The organism is Stenotrophomonas sp. PvP093, assembly GCF_017876915.1.
Taxonomy (GTDB): domain Bacteria; phylum Pseudomonadota; class Gammaproteobacteria; order Xanthomonadales; family Xanthomonadaceae; genus Stenotrophomonas; species Stenotrophomonas muris.
Window position 1 is genome coordinate 2,893,223 of sequence record NZ_JAGIOX010000004.1, and the last position, 15,497, is coordinate 2,908,719.

Below are 15,497 nucleotides of genomic sequence, written 5' to 3' on the forward strand. Positions count from 1 at the left end.
GGGCTCAGTTGTCCGCCACGAAGGAACCGGGCACGTCACGCAGGATGCGATCGCGTTCGCTCTCCGACTTGCCGGCCAGGAACGACTCGATGTCCTCGATGTTGTCCATGCCGGCAGCGGCGTCAGCCGTCGATCGGGAGGTCGGGTCGGCAGCGGCCGGCACGGTGCTGAGGGTAGCCGGCACATCGCCCAGCGGCGCGGCGCGATCCGGCTTCGCCGGCGGCTGCGCCGCGGGGGGCGCGGTCGCGGCGGTCGAGGCCTGCAGCAGGCCCTCGCTCACCAGCAGATCCCGCGCACCAGCCAGGATGTCCCAGTCGGTGACCTGCCGCCCTGCAGCAGCGGCTTCGTTCACCACGCTCTGCATTGCCTGCTCCCACGCGGCGAAGCGCATGGGGCTTGCGGCGATGCCGGCGTTCTCCGGGCGGGACAGGAACTGGCGCTGCAGGTACGCCCAGGACTGGTCGGCGTTCTGCTGGCTCATCTGCTGCTGCAGGGTGGCCATGTCCTGGGCACGCTCGACGCGGCTGCGCTCGTCTCGCAGATCCTCGTACTGCTGCTCGTAGGCTTCGTCTTCGACGTCGCCGGACTTGTACTTCTCCTTCAGGGCCTGCAGCTTGCCGTTGATGTCCCCGATTTCCTTGCCGTAGTCGCGCTCGTCGGCCGCGTACGTGGGAACGAACGGCGTCGCAGGGGCCGGCTCGGATACTGCAGCCGGTGCTGCCGGCGCGCCTTCTGCTGCGCCTCCAGCGGCTGCAGCCGCCGGCGCATCAGGCGGGGTCGCTCCTTCAACGGGAGCGGCAGCAGCTGAGGCGCCAGCTGCCGGCGTCGCTGCACCGCCAGCGGCGGCGGTCGGGTCGGCCGCGCCGGTTGCCGCGGCTGCGGCGCCAGGGGCGGTCTCGTCAGCGCTGGCCAGCGCCGCGCGCTCGCCCTCGGTCATTTCCAGTTCGTTCGCTGCCAGCGACTGCTGGCCCGCGTTGTCAGGCTGCTGCATGAGCGGTTTCCTCGGGGGGCTGTTGGGTGCTCAGGAGGCGGTCTGCCGCCGGAGCGAGGGGGAGCAGGATCTCGATCAGCTCGGCGACGTTCAGCGCGTCGCCCTTGGTCTTGATTTGCAGGGCCTTGGCCTTGGCCATGACTTCTTCGCGCTTGGCTTCATCCAGGCCCACCTTCGCCATGCGCTCGCGCAGGGCCACGTCTCGCTCCTGCGATTCCTGCTGCTGGCGGGCCTGCGCCTCGGGACTGTCGACGTCCTGGTCGTTGTCCGACTGGCCGGTGATCTTCCGGATGCGCTGCACAACCTCGTCCTTGCCGGGCATGTCGATCATGTCGAAGGCGAGGTCCAGCAGCTGGATGGACATATCCGGTGGCAGCTTGCCCAGCATGTCGAAGAACTGCTCGGCGAAAGCCTGGCGCATGGATTCGCGGAAGTCCTGCTGGTCCACGATGAAGTCGGCCTGGTTGCGGCTGATGTCGTTGTCGACCACCCAGACGTTGTTGAGCGTGTCCAGGCGCAGCTGGTTGATCACCCGCCAGTCCAGACCCTTGCGTTCGCCGACGATCCGGAACTGCCGTTCCTCGGTCATGAACTGCTCGGTCAGCGACAGCTGCTTTTCGCCGCTGAGCTGGATTCCCAAGCGGTAGTTGTCAAACAGCTCCGCAGTGCCCACCGCGCCTTCCTGCTGCTTGGCAAGGATTGCACGGCCGCTGGCCGCGTTGGTCTCGCGGCCCAAGAGCTCGCGGTTCACGCCGGTACCATCGTGGATGTGAGCGGCGTCCAACTCGAGCAGCTGGATCTGCGCCTCGGCCACATCGAGGTTTCGCTCCACCTTGATTTTTTTCAGACCGCCAGTGTTCAGTGCAATCACACCGTTGGGCTTGGCGATCTCGCGTTTCACTTCCTCGATGCGGTCCTCATCGATGGCGCCATCCTCATAGAACAGCTGGTTCGTGCTCAGGGCCCACAACAGCTTGCTCATCCGCTTGTTCAGATCTTCCTGCGAGTCGCGCACACCGCGGACCAGGCCGTACTCCATGCCGTCCCGGTTGCGGCGATAGCACCAGTACGGGGTGTAGGGGAACTTCCCGTGTCGGAACGGGCTGCGCTTGAGTTGCAGCAGGCCGCCCTCGGTGAAGATCGCGCACCACATTTCCTCGACCACGGCGTCGGACAGGGAGTAGACCGGCGCAGCTTCGCTCTTCATCGCCGCCAGTGCCTGCTGGTGCTGGGCGTTGCTCGGGTCGAAGCGATCGCCGCGGTACTCGCCACCCCACAGCCTCTTATGCGCTACGGGGCGTTTGAACCAGCACTCGATCAGACGCACCCGCAGCCGGCAGCGGCTGTCCAGGGACGCCCGGCCTGTGATGCGACGGCCGGTAACCGTGTGACCACGGCTGTCGTAGCGGCGGAATACCTGCGGCAGGTCCAGTTCCTCGTCGAACGCACCGTTGTCGCCGTCGTAGTGGTCCTGGGCTGCTCGATTCACCAGCTCGACCCGGTCGGGGAACATGGCCTCCGCATAGTCCAGGTCTGCGAACTTCTCCCGCAGCAGGAAGCGGCAGTCGCTCAGATCGAGGGCGCGGCTTACCGGGTCTCGACGCATCTGGCGCCACGGGATATGCCCGATCATCACCGGCTCTTCAGCACGGTCCGTCCGGATCGATTCCTCGGTCCACCCGCAGCCGGCGATCGCGGCGTCTTTGAACGCCTGGCTGCGCGCCCAGGGCACACGGTTGGTGTCGCTGAGGTATTTCATCAGCTCCGACTTGACCGCGGCGATATCGACATCGTCCTCGGCTCGCGGATGTACCACTCCGTCGATGCGGGTGCGGCGTTCCGTGCCGATGACCCAGTCGATGGCCATCTTGATCTTGTTGTAGGTCAGCGGCGCCTGGTGCCGGGCTGCCAGCACAGCGCGGTCTTCCTCCGACCACTGGATGTGGTCGTAGAAGTCGTAGTCGAGCATTTGCTCGATGCGGTTGTCGTAGAACGCATCGAGGGCGGTGTACCAGTAGTCCAGCACCTTCGCGTGGAGGCGGCGGTTCTCCAGGCTGTCGAGCGGGTGTCCTTCCACATCGGGCGGTGCCGCGCTGGCCAGGTCTACGGCACCAGGATCGTAGGCCGGCTCGCTGCGCAAGTTCTCGATCGTCTGCATCAGTTCACCTTCTGCCCATTGATCTTGATCTGGATCCCCATGCTGGCCATCTCGCCAAGCCACTGCTCGCGGCTTTGCTCCGCCGGCGGGCGCAGGTTCTTCACGTCGTCGCAGAATTCGAGGATGGCGTCGTGGATGCGGTGCCGGTAGGCCGGAACGTCCAGGCCATAGAGCGCGACCGAGGCGTTCTGCAGGCGGGCAACCATGTCGCCGATGTGGTGATGCCGGCCACGGTCCTTGTCTTCCGGCCGGAAGATCCAGAAGTCGCGGAACGGCACCAGGTATGCTGGGCTGCCGTAGGCGATCGCCCCGGTCACCGGGTTCACGCCCTCGACCCGGCGGTTCTCGTTGCGGATGTAGAGGGCGGCATCGTCGTCGCCGTCGCGCACGATGTGGGTCAGGTAGAGGGTGAGATCCCCCTTCTTGCCGCACCACACGAAGCCATCCGGGGCGAGCTCGACCTCGGTGCTCATGCCTCAGCTCCCAGCAGCTGCAGTGCGGCGTCCAGTTCTTCCACCACGGCCGCGGCGGCCTGGTCGGGCGACAGGACATGGTCCTCGACAACGGTGCCGTGGTTCTCGCCACCTGGCAGGTAGCGCGCGTAGCTGCGGGCCTGCTGCAGGTGGATGGCCAGCTGCTCGACCGTGCGATTGTTCACGTCAGTTCGCCTTCCTACCGAGATCGGAGTGGATCTGGGCGGCGATCGCCGGGTGGGTGCCCGCTACGTCCTGGGCAATGCGCTGCAGGACCGTTCGGGCCGTAAGCTCGCTCAGCTCGTGGCTGCCCCGGTAGTCGACCATCGTGTCGCCGGACGGCGAGCGCAGCATGAATGCAATGCTGACCAGCTGCCCCTCGTCTGCGGCGGCGACCAGCAGTGACAGCAGGTCGACCAGCTCGACCGCCGTGGGGGTGTTCCGCTCGCGCGGGGAAACGTTCATGCAGTTCTCCAGTTGTCGTTGGCCGTGCCGCGCGACTCGCCGACGCGACGGCCGCTGCTGCTGACGTAGCCCTGAGCCGCCTGCCGGATCGCGTCGGCGGGATTGCTGGCCCAGTTGTGGAATGGGAGGTCGGAGTACGTTTCAGTCTTGTCGTTCCAGACCTTGGTGTAACGGCGCAGGGCCTCCAGCCCGCCTCGGCCCTCGCCCGCCTTGGGCGGACCGCAGCGAACCCTGTCGAACCTGCAGCGCGGCAGCATGTTGCGGACCATGTCGATGCCCTCGGTGATGTCGTTGATCCGGGGCACGACGACAACTGGCTTGACCCCCAGCTTGCCGGCGACCTGCACGCGGTTCTCGTTGGCCGACCAGTCCTCGTTGGCACCGTCATGCGGCCAGTAGTGCTTGCCGTATAGGTAGCCGCGCTCCTTCAGCACCTTGGCGTAGTGCGCCACGCCGAAGCCAGAGTTTTCGTAGAAGTCGACGAAGTCCAGCCAGGGCCCGTTCTCCTGCATGAACCAGATGCTCGTTGCATCGCTGCGACCGATGTCCCAGAAGGTGTGGATCGGTACCTGCGGGTTGATCGGGAGGTCGGTGATCCGCCCGCTGCTGTCGGCGGCGGCCATTTCCTTGCCGTAGTAGGCACCTTCCGTGCTCGCCTGGAATGCCTCTTCCGGCGTGCTGGGGTGTTCCCGCTTCATCTTGTCGCGCTGCTCGGCCGCCTTCTTGACGTACCAGGCCTTCTGCTCGGGCCGCAGCGTGTAGTTCATCTCCGCCTCGACCTTGGCGAAGTAGGCCTCGTCCTCGGCGGTCAGGGTGACGCCGTCCGGGTCGAGCTCGTTGATCGGATCCCGGAACCACGGATAGAAGTGGAAGCGGTAATCCATCGCCGTCAGCTTGGCGGTGCCGGCGCGGATCTGCCGGTCCAGCTCGATCGCCGTCTGGCAGCGCTCGTAGAAGTCGCCGGCGGCGCCATAGGCGGTCGACTCGATCACCACGATGTTGCCGGAGGCGATCGCATTCAGCGCGCCGGAGGCCACCTCCCCTGCCCGCTCCGGGTACATGGCGCACATCGGGCCGTACTCGGAGATATGCAGGAACGTGAGCGTTCCGCCACGGTGGGACACCGAGACCTCGATGCTGGAGCCATTGGCCAGCTCCAGGACGCCGTCGCGCATGTCGCGCCGGACTGCCGGTCGGATCTTCTTCAGCCAGTCCGGCAAGTTGTCGTAGGCGTAGAGCACCTTGCTGCGGAAGAACTTGGCGGCATCGCCGGCGGTATGGGCGACCACACCGGCCTTGGTGTTCTTCTTGAACAGCGCCATGTCCAGGGCGCGGATGCAGGCCCAGGTCGTGATGCCGTGCTGGCGCGACTTCAGTGCAAGGTTCAACGTGTGCAGGTTGTCGTCGAGGTCCGCCTGCACCTCGTTCAGCTTGAACTGCACCCGTCGACCGAACTTGTCGGTGATGTAGTACAGGTTGTTCAGCCGCCACCACCGATCGCCCAGCTTCTCGATGATTCGGCTGGCGTCCTGGTCGCTCAGTTCCTCCACGGCTTACTTGCTCCGTGAGCTCGAAGGACCGGGGCCGGTGTCGGAGCCATCGATGAGATCCATCACATCGCCCAGGATCCGGGTCTGGCTCTCGATCGGGCCACCGTTCTTGCCGGTGTGCTCGACCTTCTTGGCGAACATGCCGAAGTGAGTGCCCAGGGTCTTCACCGCATCGAGGCGGCTTACCAGCTTGACCTTCTTGGTCAGGCCAACCGCGCGCCGCTCGTCGCCTCGCCCCTCCCACTCTTCAAAGACCTCCACGCCCTGGACGAGGCTGGCCTCTTCCACCGTGAGCTCGCTCATCGGCTTCAGGTTGCCGTGCTGGTCGAACAAGGTGCGGATGTCACCCAGCGCCATGAACGCCAGCCGGGCCAGCACCGCTTCCTGATCGACCCGCTGCGACAGCAGCAACTCTTCCTTCCTGCTGGCCAGGTAGGTCTGCACCTTGGGGTTGGCCAACAGCCTCGCGGCGGCAGCGCTGGCCGCGGCGCCGGTGGCCTTGTAGCCCGCGCGCACGTAGGCCGCGGTGCCATTGAAGTCGACCAGGTACTCGTCCGCGAACCGCCGTTGCTGGTCCTGCAGGCCCGTCGCCGGGTCAATCTTTCCGGCCACAGGCTGGGTTCCTCGGAGGTGGTGTCAAAGCAGAACTGCGGGGCCGTCACCTACCCCAAGGGGGAGCTCTACGCTGGACGGCCAATTGAACTTGGAGGGTTGCGGCAGCAGCGGACGCACCTGTTCCCAGGTCTCGATGTTGGCTGGCGGGCTTACCACCAGCGCCTCCAACGCCTGATTCACAGCGTCGCGCCACGCGACCATTGCGCGGGCTTCGAGGCGGTAGCGCTCCACACCGCTGTCGAAGTAGCTGCAACAGCTCTCGATCGTGTCGTAGCGCCGTTCCTGCACGAACTCTGTCATCCACTTCCACGCGTACGCGCGGATGGCGCGGTAGTGCTCAGGCGTGTGCAGCTCGTAGGGCGGCGGGATCGGCAGCGGCGTGTTCGTCTTCAGCCACTCGGTCGGCCACAGATAGTGGCCGCGCGGAATGAAAGCGCCGGTTTCGATGCAGCGAAGAATGTCAGGATCATTGGTAAGGCGGTACAAATCAAATCTCCGCGTCCGCAACCCAGTGGAACCATGCGCCAAACTTACCGGCTTGATTGCTCCATGCAACCTGGACACCGTAGCTACCAGCGTTCTCGACCGCTGCACCTGTAATAGATCCATCATTCTGCGCAACGTTACCGGGGCTTCCGCCGCTGGTGTTCGCCGGATAGATAGTGACGGCCGGCGTCGTGCGCTTTCGCTGAGAAAACCGCACAGTCGCCCAGCCGGTATTCGCTTGGACGCCGGTGTACGCGTGCGCCTCGCGGCCTTGGTTCACGCTAGCGCCTGGAGTATCCGACAGGTTGTAGGATTTCTCGTAGTAACGCTGACACATCACAAGCTCGATGGCCGGATGCCGCCTTTCAAAACCTGTTGCAGTAGAGCCGGATTCCAGCTGCACTTGCGTGAAATGTACGTCGCCAGTTTGCGACCCAAGGCTACCCGAACGGGTGTTCCAGTTGGACCCAGCCGACACCCAAAACGTGCAGGCAAGGGAATTGTTCGCTCCGGCCGTTTTGCCTGAAACCGACGGCAGCGTAAAGGTGTGCGTGCAGAAGTTCAGGCCCGCAGCCAGTGTGAACTTCTTGACCCCGAGGCTGTCGACGGTGGAGGAACCGCCGACGCCGAAGCCCTGCCGGAACTCCACGGAAATCTGTCGCCCTGCCGCTCCGCTGTTATAGACGTAAAACTGCATCGACACGGTTTCGGCAGCGAAGGTGCTCACGTCTTCGATAAGCTGCTCGAACACCACGAAGTGCGCGGCGGCGTCCGTGATAGCGCCGTAGCTCACGCGCGCCAACGCAGGTGCGTTCACGCCGGGGAATTGCTGCGGGGTCATAGTGTTTCGCCACACATTCGGCGACGCAACTCCACCAGCATTGAACGTCCAGCGGTCGGCCGTATAGCCTGGGGCAGTAAAGTTCGTGCCTCGCTGCCAGATACTGAAGTCGCCGTTTATGAGCGCGTTTTTGCCGGTGTAGCCTTCAACGAACGTGCCAGGGATGATGTCGCCTACGGACAACTCTTCGACCCGGGCCGTGACCTGGTTGAGGATCAGTGGAGTTCGGGTAGCCATCAGGTGGTCGCCTGTACGTTGAACGTGCCACCTGCGCGCAGGCCGATCGTCATCGCGTAGGTCGAGGTCAGGGCGACGTTGAACACCCCGCCAGCCCGGAGTCCGACCGCGAGCTGCAGCGGAACACCGATCAAGATGTCACCGGCGGGCAGCTCCCTGGTGCGGTTGCTCGCATCGAGAACAAGCGGACGGCGCGCTGCCATATCAGGCCCGGACCACCGGATAGCCGATCTCGGCGTTGATCTCTCCCACGTCGGTGGCCACGCCCAGGATCTGCAGGATGTGGCCCGCCGTCGTGGTGCCAGACGCCAGCGGCACAACACCGCCTGGCGTGGTGTGGCTCAGCACGTAGGTCGCGCCTGGAGTCAGGCCCGAAAGCGAGCTGTTCGGCCCTTCGAAGTACACGGTGGCGTCGCTGCCGATGGTGCCCACGCCGGCGCGCACGAAGCCATGGGCTCGCTTCCCAGCGTTCGCGGCGCTGGCATCAGCCTTGCGCACCTTGGCCGTGCCGGCGTCGTCCCAGATGTTCACGTAGTCGCCGGCGGCCAGCACCTCGCTGGCCGGGTAGATCTTGGTGTCCGCACCGATGCCAGCAGGCAGCAGCGAGTCATCGAAGCGGCCATCAGGGCCGAGGGCCGCGATCTTGCCTGCGTCGGAAGCGCCCGCCGAGGCGGTGACGCCTTCGACCTCGGTGGTGATGTTGTTCTTGAGCTGCAGGGTCTTGTCGGCCATGGGTTCAGATCCGAGCGATGGGTGAGTCGAAGTCGATCATCAGGGTGGTGGCGTTGAGCGCGCGGCCGACGCACAGCAGCCATCCGGTAGTGCCTGGGTTCTGCGTCGGCGCGCCGTCGACGCCGCACCACACCGCGCCTTCGGTCCAGGTCCAGCTGGCTTCCACGATCGTGCCGGCCAGGCGCACGGCGACTTCGCCGGTGTTGGCCGACTGCAGGGCGATGCCGATGCAGGCCTGCGCGTGTTCCAGCACGGCTGTGTCGGGGTGGTAGGCCTTGCCGTTGTCCAGGCGGACCACGCGGTGCCCATGGATCGGCTGGCCAACTGGGTACGTCGCTTCTGGCGAGGTGCCGGCCGGACCGGCCGGGCCTTGCGCGCCGCGCGCTGCAACCTCAACTGTCCGCGTATCTGCCTGGATTGCCTCGACATGCGTCGGCCGGGCCGTAGCGACAATCGGCGTGCGGGGGTCGCGGATGGCGACGGCGCCGCGGCGCTCGACCACGATCACGCGTGCCGCGCCCTCGCTGGCTCGGATCACAGGCATCAGCGTGTCGTCTCGCCCTGGACAGTGACCTTGCCGGCCACGAGCGGGATCACGTACTCAGGATCCGCGCCTGCGGGCTTGAACAGCTCCAGGCTGTAGCAGTGCTTCACCTTGCGCGCATTCGCCGGGTTCAGCACTTCGGTGGCTGCCGCCGGCACCGTGATCGCGACCACGCCGTTCTCTGGCTCCGCGATGACGAGCGAGCCGGCCGCAGTGCTGAGCTCCAGCACCAGGGTGTCGGCCTGGGTCAGCCCGAATTGGCCCGCCAGCGTCCGCACCTGCATCCGCGCCTGGTAGCCGGTCAAGTCGAACGGGCTCCCATCCGGGTTGGTGTAGGTGAAGTCGTCCTCCCACGTCGCGCCACGCACGACCGTGAGGCTGAAGCTGGCGGGTGTCCGGCTCACAGGGTCAGCTGGGCGTGCAGTGCGTTGACGGCGGCGAGGGTCTGCGCAGCTGCGTCTCGCCTCTGGAACAGGTCTTCGAGCAACGGGGACGCGCCGACGGCACGTCCGGTGGATGCCGCCGAGTCGGGCTTCGCCTCTGCCAGCACTGGCGCAAGACGCCGCGCAAGCTGCTCGACAGCGATGTGCAGATCCTGCTGCGCCCGGGTCAAGTCATTCGTGGCGGATTCGATCGGGGTCTGCGGCTCCGCCAGTGGGGTTGTGCCGGCTTGCTGGTTCAACATGCTGCTCTCCTATGGCGCCGGGATGGCGCTCAAAGCTGGATTACGTTCTTGGCGTCGAGCCGGCGCAGGCACTGTTCGCAAGCCTTTCGCCGCGCGTCGCAGGTACGGAGCTTGTCGGCCAGCTGGCCGACCACGTCCCCGCCGATGTTGTCCCAGGCGTCAGCGGCGGCAGGATCTGCAGTCACACGCACGCCGGTGTCTTCACCTGCATCGACGCACGGGCGGAAGCACATCGCGTCGCACTGGGCCGGCACGCGCTGCAGGTGCTGTGCGCAGCCGGCCAGTACCATCAGTGCCGCGATCGCGAGAGCGTGGCGCAGCTGCATGACGTCAGCGCTGCGGCCAGTTCCAGCGACCGGGGTGGCTGCCGGATTCGTCGCTGGCCTCGTCCCGGCTGGTGACCCACAGCACGTCATTGCCATCCAGGAACACCTGGGCGTTGATCTGGCCATTCGGCTGGACCGCCACAACCATTGCGGGCAGCACGTCGCCGGCGGCGGCCTTGTTACCAATGTGCGGCTGGGCACCCACTGGCCAGGTGTTGTCGAGCAGGCGTTCCTGGATGGCCGGGCCATCGGTACGGCGCGCATTGATGCGGAGCGCGTCGGTATCGCTCAGGGTGTAGTGGACGATCCGCCCGGTCGATGGTTGCTGGGTCACTTCGCGGTCCCGCTGGTCGGCCCGAGGGCCTGGTTGATGGCATCGACCCGGACCTGACCCGGGGCGCAGTTGGCTGGCAACGGCTGCGCTGCAGCTGCTGCTCGGTAAATCGTTCTGGTTCGCTCGCCGCGTGCGGCGATCGTCTCGAGCCGCTGCAGCAGCTGGGCGTTGTCGGTCTGAGCCTGGCGCGCGATCTCCGCCGTCACCCCGAGCGTGTCTTCGAGGGTGGCGGCGCGCGCTGCAGCTGCAGTCTCGCGGCGATCGCCGTACTGCCTGACGTTGAGCCACAGCGACAGGACCAGCAGGCCGGCCAAGATGGCCACCCACTTCCAGGCTGCCCACCAGGCACTGACCGCCGCCCTGGTGATCACTGCAGGCGGCCCTGGCAGGTGGCCATTTCCCATTGCCGGCGATCGATGATTCCGCCGCACTTCGAGCTCCACTGCGGCAGCGCGCAGTCACGTTTCGCGCCGCCGATGGTGACGTACCTCCACTTCCACATTTCGGCGCAAGCAGGCTGGCGCTCGCCGGCGTTGAGCCGTTTCGCCGCGGTGCTGGCGCAGAAGGCCGGTGTGCCGATGTTGTAGGCGAAGTGGCCCCAGGCCTTGATCTCGTGGAATTCGAACTCGCCGCGGACGCACTGCCCCATGTGGCCAAGCATGGTGCGCACGTAGGCCGTCTCCAACCGGGTGCACTCGTCGTCGGTGTAACGCTTGCCCTTCACCACCGCCGGGCCCGTGATGCCTGCGCAGACAGTCAGGATGCCGGCCGAGTCGTAGTACGGCGTGTAGCGGCGTCCTTCGTGCGCCGAGTCGTTCGTGCCAAGGGCGGCCACCAACGCGCCGATCAGCGCCAGCGGTGCGGCGGCGAAGCCGATCCGCTGCTTGGTGCTGAGCGTGCTGTCAGCCACGGCGGCGGATCCACGCCCAGAAGCGCCTGGCATTGCCCATGCGCGCGGACCACCAGGCTGACCAGTCGCCCCAGTTCTTCACCATGACGGTGAACGTCTGGACGATGGTGAAGATGATCGTGCCGATCAGGGCCCAGTCGCTCAGGGTGTAGCCCGGCGAGTACGTCGCTGCGGTGACGCTGGCTGCCGCTCCGATCTTCGAACCCGCGACCGCCAGGTCCGTAGTGATCTGCTCTTTGATGCCCACCGCGGTTCCCCCAATGAAAGGAGGCCGGCATGGCCCACCACTACCGCGGTTGCAAGGTCGCGCGGACACCAGCAGCGCGTCTCACGACGGCCTATGTGCTGGCTTGAGTGGTGGCCATGACTACCGGCCGTTTGGTAGCGGGAGGTGGATTCGAACCACCGACCTCGTGGTTATGAGCCACGCGAGCTGCCGGACTGCTCTACCCCGCAAACAAGAAGGCCGCTGATCGACCAGTGGACTCCCACGTCCTGGTCAATCAACGGCCTTTGAATTGAGGCGCCCACAAGAACGCCCACTGTAGGAATTCAAACCTACTTTCGGTTCCCGAGGCAACTGCGGTTCCTCATGAGGAAGAAATCCTCCTCATGAGGAACAAGTGAGGTCAGGTAGGTGAACGTTTGTCAGGCGCCGCGGCTGCCTTCGACCAGCGCCACGACTAGGCCACCGATCATCGTCGTGTAGATAACCGACGTGCCAATGGCCACGAATGCCGCCGTGCGCCGGTGGGCGAATGTTCCCCCTAGGCTCCACCCCGCACCAATGCATATCCTCAACGCCAGAAAGGCAACGGCAATCGCTACGACGTAGTTCAGTCCTGGAATTGGGAACAACCGAGCCGGAGCAGCGAACATTGCACCGGCTGCGGTCACCAGGCCCGCAGTGATGGCCAGGGCCTCACCAAACTCGTACCACTTGTCCTTTCCGCTCAACGATCTACCCCTCTCGGCGCAAGCAATGGGCGCAGCCATGGGTCTGTCCATCAGCCCCTAACAAACCTTAACAAATGTGATAATCCCGGCCAATACAGGGAGGGTGTCGCAATGGTTGAGACGGTTTGGGGAATGACGGACCTACAGATCAAGCTTTTCACCGCGATCGGGCAGATCCTTGTCGCGATAGCTGTCGGTTTCATTGCATGGCGCCAATGGAGCACCGCCAGAAACAAGCTGAAGGCGGACCTGTTCGACCGTCGCTACTCGCTCTATGTCGATTTCCTGCGAGCACTGAACCGCCTTCATGGCGGTGACGCAGACGCAATGCGCGAAGTGCAGCGGATCCTTGCAGAATCGAGGTGGCTATACGGCGAAAAGGTTGCCGATAAGCTGCGAAAGGAGGTCGCCAACCCATTCCAGGAGTTGGTTGCCTCAATGGACGCAAGACGGAAGCAAGCTGCAGCCGGGAATGAGGAAGAACTGAAGGCAAGGTATCAGGCAGCTCTTGGGGCCGCCTCGAAGGCTACTCTGGTGCTTCCAACCATCGTTGCGCCGCACCTCACTCTGCAGCACTAGAGTAGCTTTCTCCTGCCCACATCGCCTGCCGGAATCCCCGTCTGCCTCCGTGCAGCGCCTCCTGCAGGACGGCGGTGGCGCACTTGTGCGCCTTGATGTAGTTGCCCTTTCGCATTTTGGCCGACTTGGCCAGGCCGGCGAATGGCTGCCGCCGCTCCGGCCAAACCAGCTCGTGGGCTGCGTCGTAGATCACCAGGCGAAGGCGCCAGCGATCGGCGGGCTTGCCGAGGTCCAGCGGCCGCGGCCGCATTGCACGCACGTCCTTGGCCACCTGACGATAGGCAGCGAGGGAGAGCCGTGCGATCGCGGCGGGGCCCATCCTCGTCGCTACGGCTAGCGCGGTGTGCTTCTCCAGCGGATTGCGCATATAGCCGACCGCGCCGGCGATGTCGCTGCTGCCCAGCGGCGCCAAGGTGCTGCGGCCTTCAACGGGCATGCGGTAGCTCCCGCCGACCAGTAGGCGCGACAGCAGCTCCAGGACGTCGCCCTTGCCCTCGTCATCGAATCCATCCGGCGCTGCGCCGCGGCGCCGCTGGCCTGCACTGTCGTCCGCCGCCGCTGGAAGAACCGGTGCACGGCGGCACCAGGCATCCAGCGCCGCCGCCAGAGCACCGGCAGGATCCTGGCCAACGAACACTGCTGAGGATGCCCCGCAGCTGCAGCACTGAATCTGCGCGCCGCGCGGGAACAGGCCGGTCGGGGCGTCACCACAGCGGCCGCATTGGACTGGCGCGCTGCTGTCGAAGATGGCTCCGCGCGGCCCACAGTGTCGGCATTGGAGCTGCACAAGCTGCGACTCGCGGCCAGGCCAGCACACCCTCGCCTTGCCGTTGCAGTTGGCGCAGGACGGGATCTTCTTCCCCTTGAGGAACGCCACTTCGAGCTCGCGCGCGGCAGCGAGCGCATTGGTACCGACTGCAGTTTCGTTCATGGCGTCTGTACCTGGGTCTTCGTTGGTGCCGCTGCAGCGCGCGCGGCGCGCGCCTGGGCCAGCACCCGGGCATAGGCCTCGGGGTGCTGGTCCTCGAAAGCAGGGAGGGTTCCGCGGGCCCATTTCCCGCCGCCCAGTTGCTTCAGCCATCCATCTGTTGCACAGAAGCGGCGCGGATCCACGCCATGGGCCCGGACACCCTTCGCCGTCGTGAATCCATCGAGCTCGAGATCGGCCAGCACCTTCAGCGCGCCCACCTTCCAGGGCGTCAACTGCAGCGGCGCCGGCACGCCTGCGGCCACCTTCGGCACAAACTCAGGCAATTCACAGCGTTTGGTGGGGTTCCAGTCGAACCATGCTGTGGGTCCCCACTCGCGGAGATCGCCGGATGCGCAGTCCCATGGGGCGGCCTGGTGCAGGCCATGCCGATGCACCACGCGCTGAATCTGCTGCCCGGGCTCCGTCTTCCACCGGGCGGTGCAGCTGTCCGGGACCAGGACCTGTACGCCCAGCGCATCGAGCATCCGTGCGATGCCGTAGTTGGCTGCCGTCGTGCAGGGCACCAGCACGGCCCTGAAGTCCGGGCCCCGCTGGTCGGCGTTGCTCCAGTGCGCCGGCAGGATCTGATCGGCCACCTTGGCGTTGAGCTGCAGCTTTGCCTCAATGCCGAGCTGGTGCCCGGTGGCCTTCCACACAGCCAGGATGTCGAAGCCGGCCGTCTCAGGGTATATCTCCCAGCCTGCCGCCGCGGTCAGGCAGTCGATCAGGCACGTGCACAGGGCAGCCTCGGTTGGGAACCGCGCCTTGAGCTCTGCAGGTTTCATTGACCCTTCCTCGCGAATGCCTTGGCCATGCCGTCGTACTTGACGACGTCGGCAACCAGTTGGGAGTCCTGAGCGGAACGAGCAGCGCGCTCAGCCTCGCAGGCTGGGACTGGCAGCGCGCGGAGCTCCGCGAGGCGGGCACGTGCCTGGTTGACCTTGTCCTGGGCCCAGAGCGCCTTTGTCGCGAACGGCCGTTCCTTGGCCGGCCGATCAACTTTGGGCGGTCCGGCAGCCGAACACCGGCGCTCGATTTCCTGCAGCAGGGCGGTGGTGGACACCGCGCTGAGGTCGACGCGGGTGCCGGGCCTCCAACTGCTCATTGGGTTCCCTCAACGCTTCCCGGTGCCCGCCAGGTCACGCCGCTGACCGCATCACGCATCGTTTCCTCGGCAACGCAACATAGGCGGCTAAGTGACCGGATGCTGACCCCATTCGCTGCGCACCTTCTTGCTTCCTCAACCTGAACGGAGGTCAGCTTCGCCCAAGGCGTGGCCTCTCCCCTTCGAAATCTTCCCGTGTCCCGGTTCAGTTGGTTCTCGCTTGGCGTGACCCAGCGGAGATTCTTTACCGCGTTGTTGGATGGATTGCGATCGATGTGATCCGGGACCATTCCCTCCGGTTTTTCTCCAACGAATACCTCAAGGACTAAGCGATGCACGAACAGCCTCTCCTGGCGCTCTCCATGCTTGAGGTGGACTCTCGCGTACCCGCCTTTAGAGTGATCAGGGGACAGCGTGCGAGTTTTCAATCGACCAAGCGTGTCGACGCCAACACGCCGCACTGATCCGCGATCACTAACCTCGTAGCAGCCTTCCCAGCCCGGCACCGACGCCCATCGTTCTTCGTTCATGCGTTCCAC

General features: G+C 65.4%; 25 protein-coding genes and 1 tRNA gene. 1 reads left to right on the top strand and 25 read right to left on the bottom strand.

Going from position 1 to position 15,497, the window contains the following annotated elements:
• Positions 1 to 4 precede the first annotated feature (4 nt).
• The 21 genes from J3A72_RS15810 to J3A72_RS15910 form a co-directional block, all read right to left on the bottom strand.
• A complete protein-coding gene (locus J3A72_RS15810; protein WP_088475845.1) occupies positions 5 to 991 on the bottom strand; it encodes a hypothetical protein in 987 nt (328 codons plus the stop codon).
• Positions 978 to 3,149, bottom strand: coding sequence for a hypothetical protein (locus J3A72_RS15815; RefSeq protein ID WP_088475846.1), 2,172 nt, complete (start codon positions 3,147 to 3,149; stop codon positions 978 to 980). The genes J3A72_RS15810 and J3A72_RS15815 overlap by 14 nt, the downstream gene beginning before the upstream one ends.
• Positions 3,149 to 3,622 (bottom strand): hypothetical protein, encoded by a 474-nt coding sequence (locus J3A72_RS15820; RefSeq protein ID WP_088475847.1) that lies wholly within the window; start codon positions 3,620 to 3,622, stop codon positions 3,149 to 3,151. The genes J3A72_RS15815 and J3A72_RS15820 overlap by 1 nt, the downstream gene beginning before the upstream one ends.
• Positions 3,619 to 3,807, bottom strand: coding sequence for a hypothetical protein (locus J3A72_RS15825; RefSeq protein ID WP_088475848.1), 189 nt, complete (start codon positions 3,805 to 3,807; stop codon positions 3,619 to 3,621). The genes J3A72_RS15820 and J3A72_RS15825 overlap by 4 nt, the downstream gene beginning before the upstream one ends.
• Position 3,808: 1 nt before the next feature.
• On the bottom strand, positions 3,809 to 4,087 hold the full coding sequence (locus J3A72_RS15830) for a hypothetical protein (RefSeq protein WP_032977712.1): 279 nt from the start codon (positions 4,085 to 4,087) through the stop codon (positions 3,809 to 3,811).
• The gene (locus tag J3A72_RS15835) at positions 4,084 to 5,637 is read right to left on the bottom strand and encodes a DNA packaging protein (RefSeq protein WP_088475849.1); all 1,554 of its coding nucleotides are present in this window, start codon (positions 5,635 to 5,637) and stop codon (positions 4,084 to 4,086) included. The genes J3A72_RS15830 and J3A72_RS15835 overlap by 4 nt, the downstream gene beginning before the upstream one ends.
• Positions 5,638 to 5,640: 3 nt before the next feature.
• Positions 5,641 to 6,249 carry a terminase small subunit gene (locus J3A72_RS15840; RefSeq protein ID WP_088475850.1) on the bottom strand — a complete coding sequence of 203 codons (609 nt, stop codon included), beginning with the start codon at positions 6,247 to 6,249 and terminating at the stop codon, positions 5,641 to 5,643.
• Between the two features lie 24 nt (positions 6,250 to 6,273).
• Positions 6,274 to 6,738, bottom strand: a complete 465-nt coding sequence (locus J3A72_RS15845; RefSeq protein ID WP_088475851.1) for a hypothetical protein — start codon at positions 6,736 to 6,738, stop codon at positions 6,274 to 6,276.
• 1 nt (position 6,739) lies between these two features.
• Positions 6,740 to 7,816, bottom strand: coding sequence for a hypothetical protein (locus J3A72_RS15850; protein ID WP_088475852.1), 1,077 nt, complete (start codon positions 7,814 to 7,816; stop codon positions 6,740 to 6,742).
• A complete protein-coding gene (locus tag J3A72_RS15855; RefSeq protein WP_088475853.1) occupies positions 7,816 to 8,019 on the bottom strand; it encodes a hypothetical protein in 204 nt (67 codons plus the stop codon). The genes J3A72_RS15850 and J3A72_RS15855 overlap by 1 nt, the downstream gene beginning before the upstream one ends.
• A gap of 1 nt (position 8,020) precedes the next feature.
• Complete coding sequence (locus J3A72_RS15860) at positions 8,021 to 8,548, bottom strand: hypothetical protein (protein ID WP_088475854.1); 528 nt, start codon at positions 8,546 to 8,548, stop codon at positions 8,021 to 8,023.
• A 4-nt stretch (positions 8,549 to 8,552) separates the two neighbouring features.
• Positions 8,553 to 9,092 carry a hypothetical protein gene (locus J3A72_RS15865; protein WP_088475855.1) on the bottom strand — a complete coding sequence of 180 codons (540 nt, stop codon included), beginning with the start codon at positions 9,090 to 9,092 and terminating at the stop codon, positions 8,553 to 8,555.
• A complete protein-coding gene (locus tag J3A72_RS15870; RefSeq protein WP_049407760.1) occupies positions 9,092 to 9,496 on the bottom strand; it encodes a hypothetical protein in 405 nt (134 codons plus the stop codon). The genes J3A72_RS15865 and J3A72_RS15870 overlap by 1 nt, the downstream gene beginning before the upstream one ends.
• Positions 9,493 to 9,777 (bottom strand): hypothetical protein, encoded by a 285-nt coding sequence (locus tag J3A72_RS15875; protein ID WP_088475856.1) that lies wholly within the window; start codon positions 9,775 to 9,777, stop codon positions 9,493 to 9,495. The genes J3A72_RS15870 and J3A72_RS15875 overlap by 4 nt, the downstream gene beginning before the upstream one ends.
• A 29-nt stretch (positions 9,778 to 9,806) precedes the next feature.
• Entirely contained in the window at positions 9,807 to 10,103 is a 297-nt protein-coding gene (locus tag J3A72_RS15880; RefSeq protein ID WP_088475857.1) for a hypothetical protein, read from the bottom strand.
• Positions 10,104 to 10,107: 4 nt separating this feature from the next.
• Complete coding sequence (locus J3A72_RS15885) at positions 10,108 to 10,437, bottom strand: hypothetical protein (RefSeq protein ID WP_088475858.1); 330 nt, start codon at positions 10,435 to 10,437, stop codon at positions 10,108 to 10,110.
• The gene (locus J3A72_RS15890) at positions 10,434 to 10,751 is read right to left on the bottom strand and encodes a hypothetical protein (protein ID WP_141098681.1); all 318 of its coding nucleotides are present in this window, start codon (positions 10,749 to 10,751) and stop codon (positions 10,434 to 10,436) included. Before J3A72_RS15890 ends, J3A72_RS15885 begins: the two co-directional genes overlap by 4 nt.
• A gap of 53 nt (positions 10,752 to 10,804) precedes the next feature.
• A complete protein-coding gene (locus J3A72_RS15895; protein WP_088475860.1) occupies positions 10,805 to 11,347 on the bottom strand; it encodes a lysozyme in 543 nt (180 codons plus the stop codon).
• The gene (locus J3A72_RS15900) at positions 11,340 to 11,594 is read right to left on the bottom strand and encodes a hypothetical protein (RefSeq protein ID WP_254918035.1); all 255 of its coding nucleotides are present in this window, start codon (positions 11,592 to 11,594) and stop codon (positions 11,340 to 11,342) included. The genes J3A72_RS15895 and J3A72_RS15900 overlap by 8 nt, the downstream gene beginning before the upstream one ends.
• Before the next feature lie 132 nt (positions 11,595 to 11,726).
• Positions 11,727 to 11,803, bottom strand: a tRNA-Met gene (locus J3A72_RS15905).
• A 192-nt stretch (positions 11,804 to 11,995) separates the two neighbouring features.
• Positions 11,996 to 12,343: a hypothetical protein gene (locus tag J3A72_RS15910; RefSeq protein ID WP_032977745.1), complete on the bottom strand. Its 348-nt coding sequence runs from the start codon at positions 12,341 to 12,343 to the stop codon at positions 11,996 to 11,998.
• Between the two features lie 72 nt (positions 12,344 to 12,415).
• On the opposite strand from J3A72_RS15910, the gene J3A72_RS15915 reads away from it, so the two are divergent.
• The gene (locus J3A72_RS15915; protein WP_088475862.1) at positions 12,416 to 12,883 is read left to right on the top strand and encodes a hypothetical protein; all 468 of its coding nucleotides are present in this window, start codon (positions 12,416 to 12,418) and stop codon (positions 12,881 to 12,883) included.
• Here the strand turns inward: J3A72_RS15915 and J3A72_RS15920 are convergent.
• From J3A72_RS15920 to J3A72_RS15935, 4 genes are read right to left on the bottom strand one after another with little or no spacing between them, the layout of a single operon-like run.
• On the bottom strand, positions 12,867 to 13,814 hold the full coding sequence (locus J3A72_RS15920) for a hypothetical protein (protein WP_088475863.1): 948 nt from the start codon (positions 13,812 to 13,814) through the stop codon (positions 12,867 to 12,869). The genes J3A72_RS15915 and J3A72_RS15920 overlap by 17 nt on opposite strands.
• Complete coding sequence (locus tag J3A72_RS15925) at positions 13,811 to 14,638, bottom strand: hypothetical protein (protein ID WP_088475864.1); 828 nt, start codon at positions 14,636 to 14,638, stop codon at positions 13,811 to 13,813. The genes J3A72_RS15920 and J3A72_RS15925 overlap by 4 nt, the downstream gene beginning before the upstream one ends.
• Positions 14,635 to 14,958 carry a hypothetical protein gene (locus J3A72_RS15930; protein WP_088475865.1) on the bottom strand — a complete coding sequence of 108 codons (324 nt, stop codon included), beginning with the start codon at positions 14,956 to 14,958 and terminating at the stop codon, positions 14,635 to 14,637. Before J3A72_RS15930 ends, J3A72_RS15925 begins: the two co-directional genes overlap by 4 nt.
• Positions 14,955 to 15,488, bottom strand: coding sequence for an NUMOD4 motif-containing HNH endonuclease (locus tag J3A72_RS15935; RefSeq protein WP_176422001.1), 534 nt, complete (start codon positions 15,486 to 15,488; stop codon positions 14,955 to 14,957). Before J3A72_RS15935 ends, J3A72_RS15930 begins: the two co-directional genes overlap by 4 nt.
• Between the last annotated feature and the right edge of the window lie 9 nt (positions 15,489 to 15,497).

Excerpts from the sequence above, each read along its gene's own strand:
- J3A72_RS15810 (WP_088475845.1), bottom strand. The coding sequence starts at position 991 with ATGCAGCAGCCTGACAACGCGGGCCAGCAGTCGCTGGCAGCGAACGAA.
- J3A72_RS15815 (WP_088475846.1), bottom strand. The coding sequence starts at position 3,149 with ATGCAGACGATCGAGAACTTGCGCAGCGAGCCGGCCTACGATCCTGGT.
- J3A72_RS15820 (WP_088475847.1), bottom strand. The coding sequence starts at position 3,622 with ATGAGCACCGAGGTCGAGCTCGCCCCGGATGGCTTCGTGTGGTGCGGC.
- J3A72_RS15830 (WP_032977712.1), bottom strand. The coding sequence starts at position 4,087 with ATGAACGTTTCCCCGCGCGAGCGGAACACCCCCACGGCGGTCGAGCTG.
- J3A72_RS15850 (WP_088475852.1), bottom strand. The coding sequence starts at position 7,816 with ATGGCTACCCGAACTCCACTGATCCTCAACCAGGTCACGGCCCGGGTC.
- J3A72_RS15855 (WP_088475853.1), bottom strand. The coding sequence starts at position 8,019 with ATGGCAGCGCGCCGTCCGCTTGTTCTCGATGCGAGCAACCGCACCAGG.
- J3A72_RS15860 (WP_088475854.1), bottom strand. The coding sequence starts at position 8,548 with ATGGCCGACAAGACCCTGCAGCTCAAGAACAACATCACCACCGAGGTC.
- J3A72_RS15865 (WP_088475855.1), bottom strand. The coding sequence starts at position 9,092 with ATGCCTGTGATCCGAGCCAGCGAGGGCGCGGCACGCGTGATCGTGGTC.
- J3A72_RS15875 (WP_088475856.1), bottom strand. The coding sequence starts at position 9,777 with ATGTTGAACCAGCAAGCCGGCACAACCCCACTGGCGGAGCCGCAGACC.
- J3A72_RS15880 (WP_088475857.1), bottom strand. The coding sequence starts at position 10,103 with ATGCAGCTGCGCCACGCTCTCGCGATCGCGGCACTGATGGTACTGGCC.
- J3A72_RS15910 (WP_032977745.1), bottom strand. The coding sequence starts at position 12,343 with ATGGCTGCGCCCATTGCTTGCGCCGAGAGGGGTAGATCGTTGAGCGGA.
- J3A72_RS15915 (WP_088475862.1), top strand. The coding sequence starts at position 12,416 with ATGGTTGAGACGGTTTGGGGAATGACGGACCTACAGATCAAGCTTTTC.
- J3A72_RS15920 (WP_088475863.1), bottom strand. The coding sequence starts at position 13,814 with ATGAACGAAACTGCAGTCGGTACCAATGCGCTCGCTGCCGCGCGCGAG.
- J3A72_RS15925 (WP_088475864.1), bottom strand. The coding sequence starts at position 14,638 with ATGAAACCTGCAGAGCTCAAGGCGCGGTTCCCAACCGAGGCTGCCCTG.
- J3A72_RS15930 (WP_088475865.1), bottom strand. The coding sequence starts at position 14,958 with ATGAGCAGTTGGAGGCCCGGCACCCGCGTCGACCTCAGCGCGGTGTCC.
- J3A72_RS15935 (WP_176422001.1), bottom strand. The coding sequence starts at position 15,488 with ATGAACGAAGAACGATGGGCGTCGGTGCCGGGCTGGGAAGGCTGCTAC.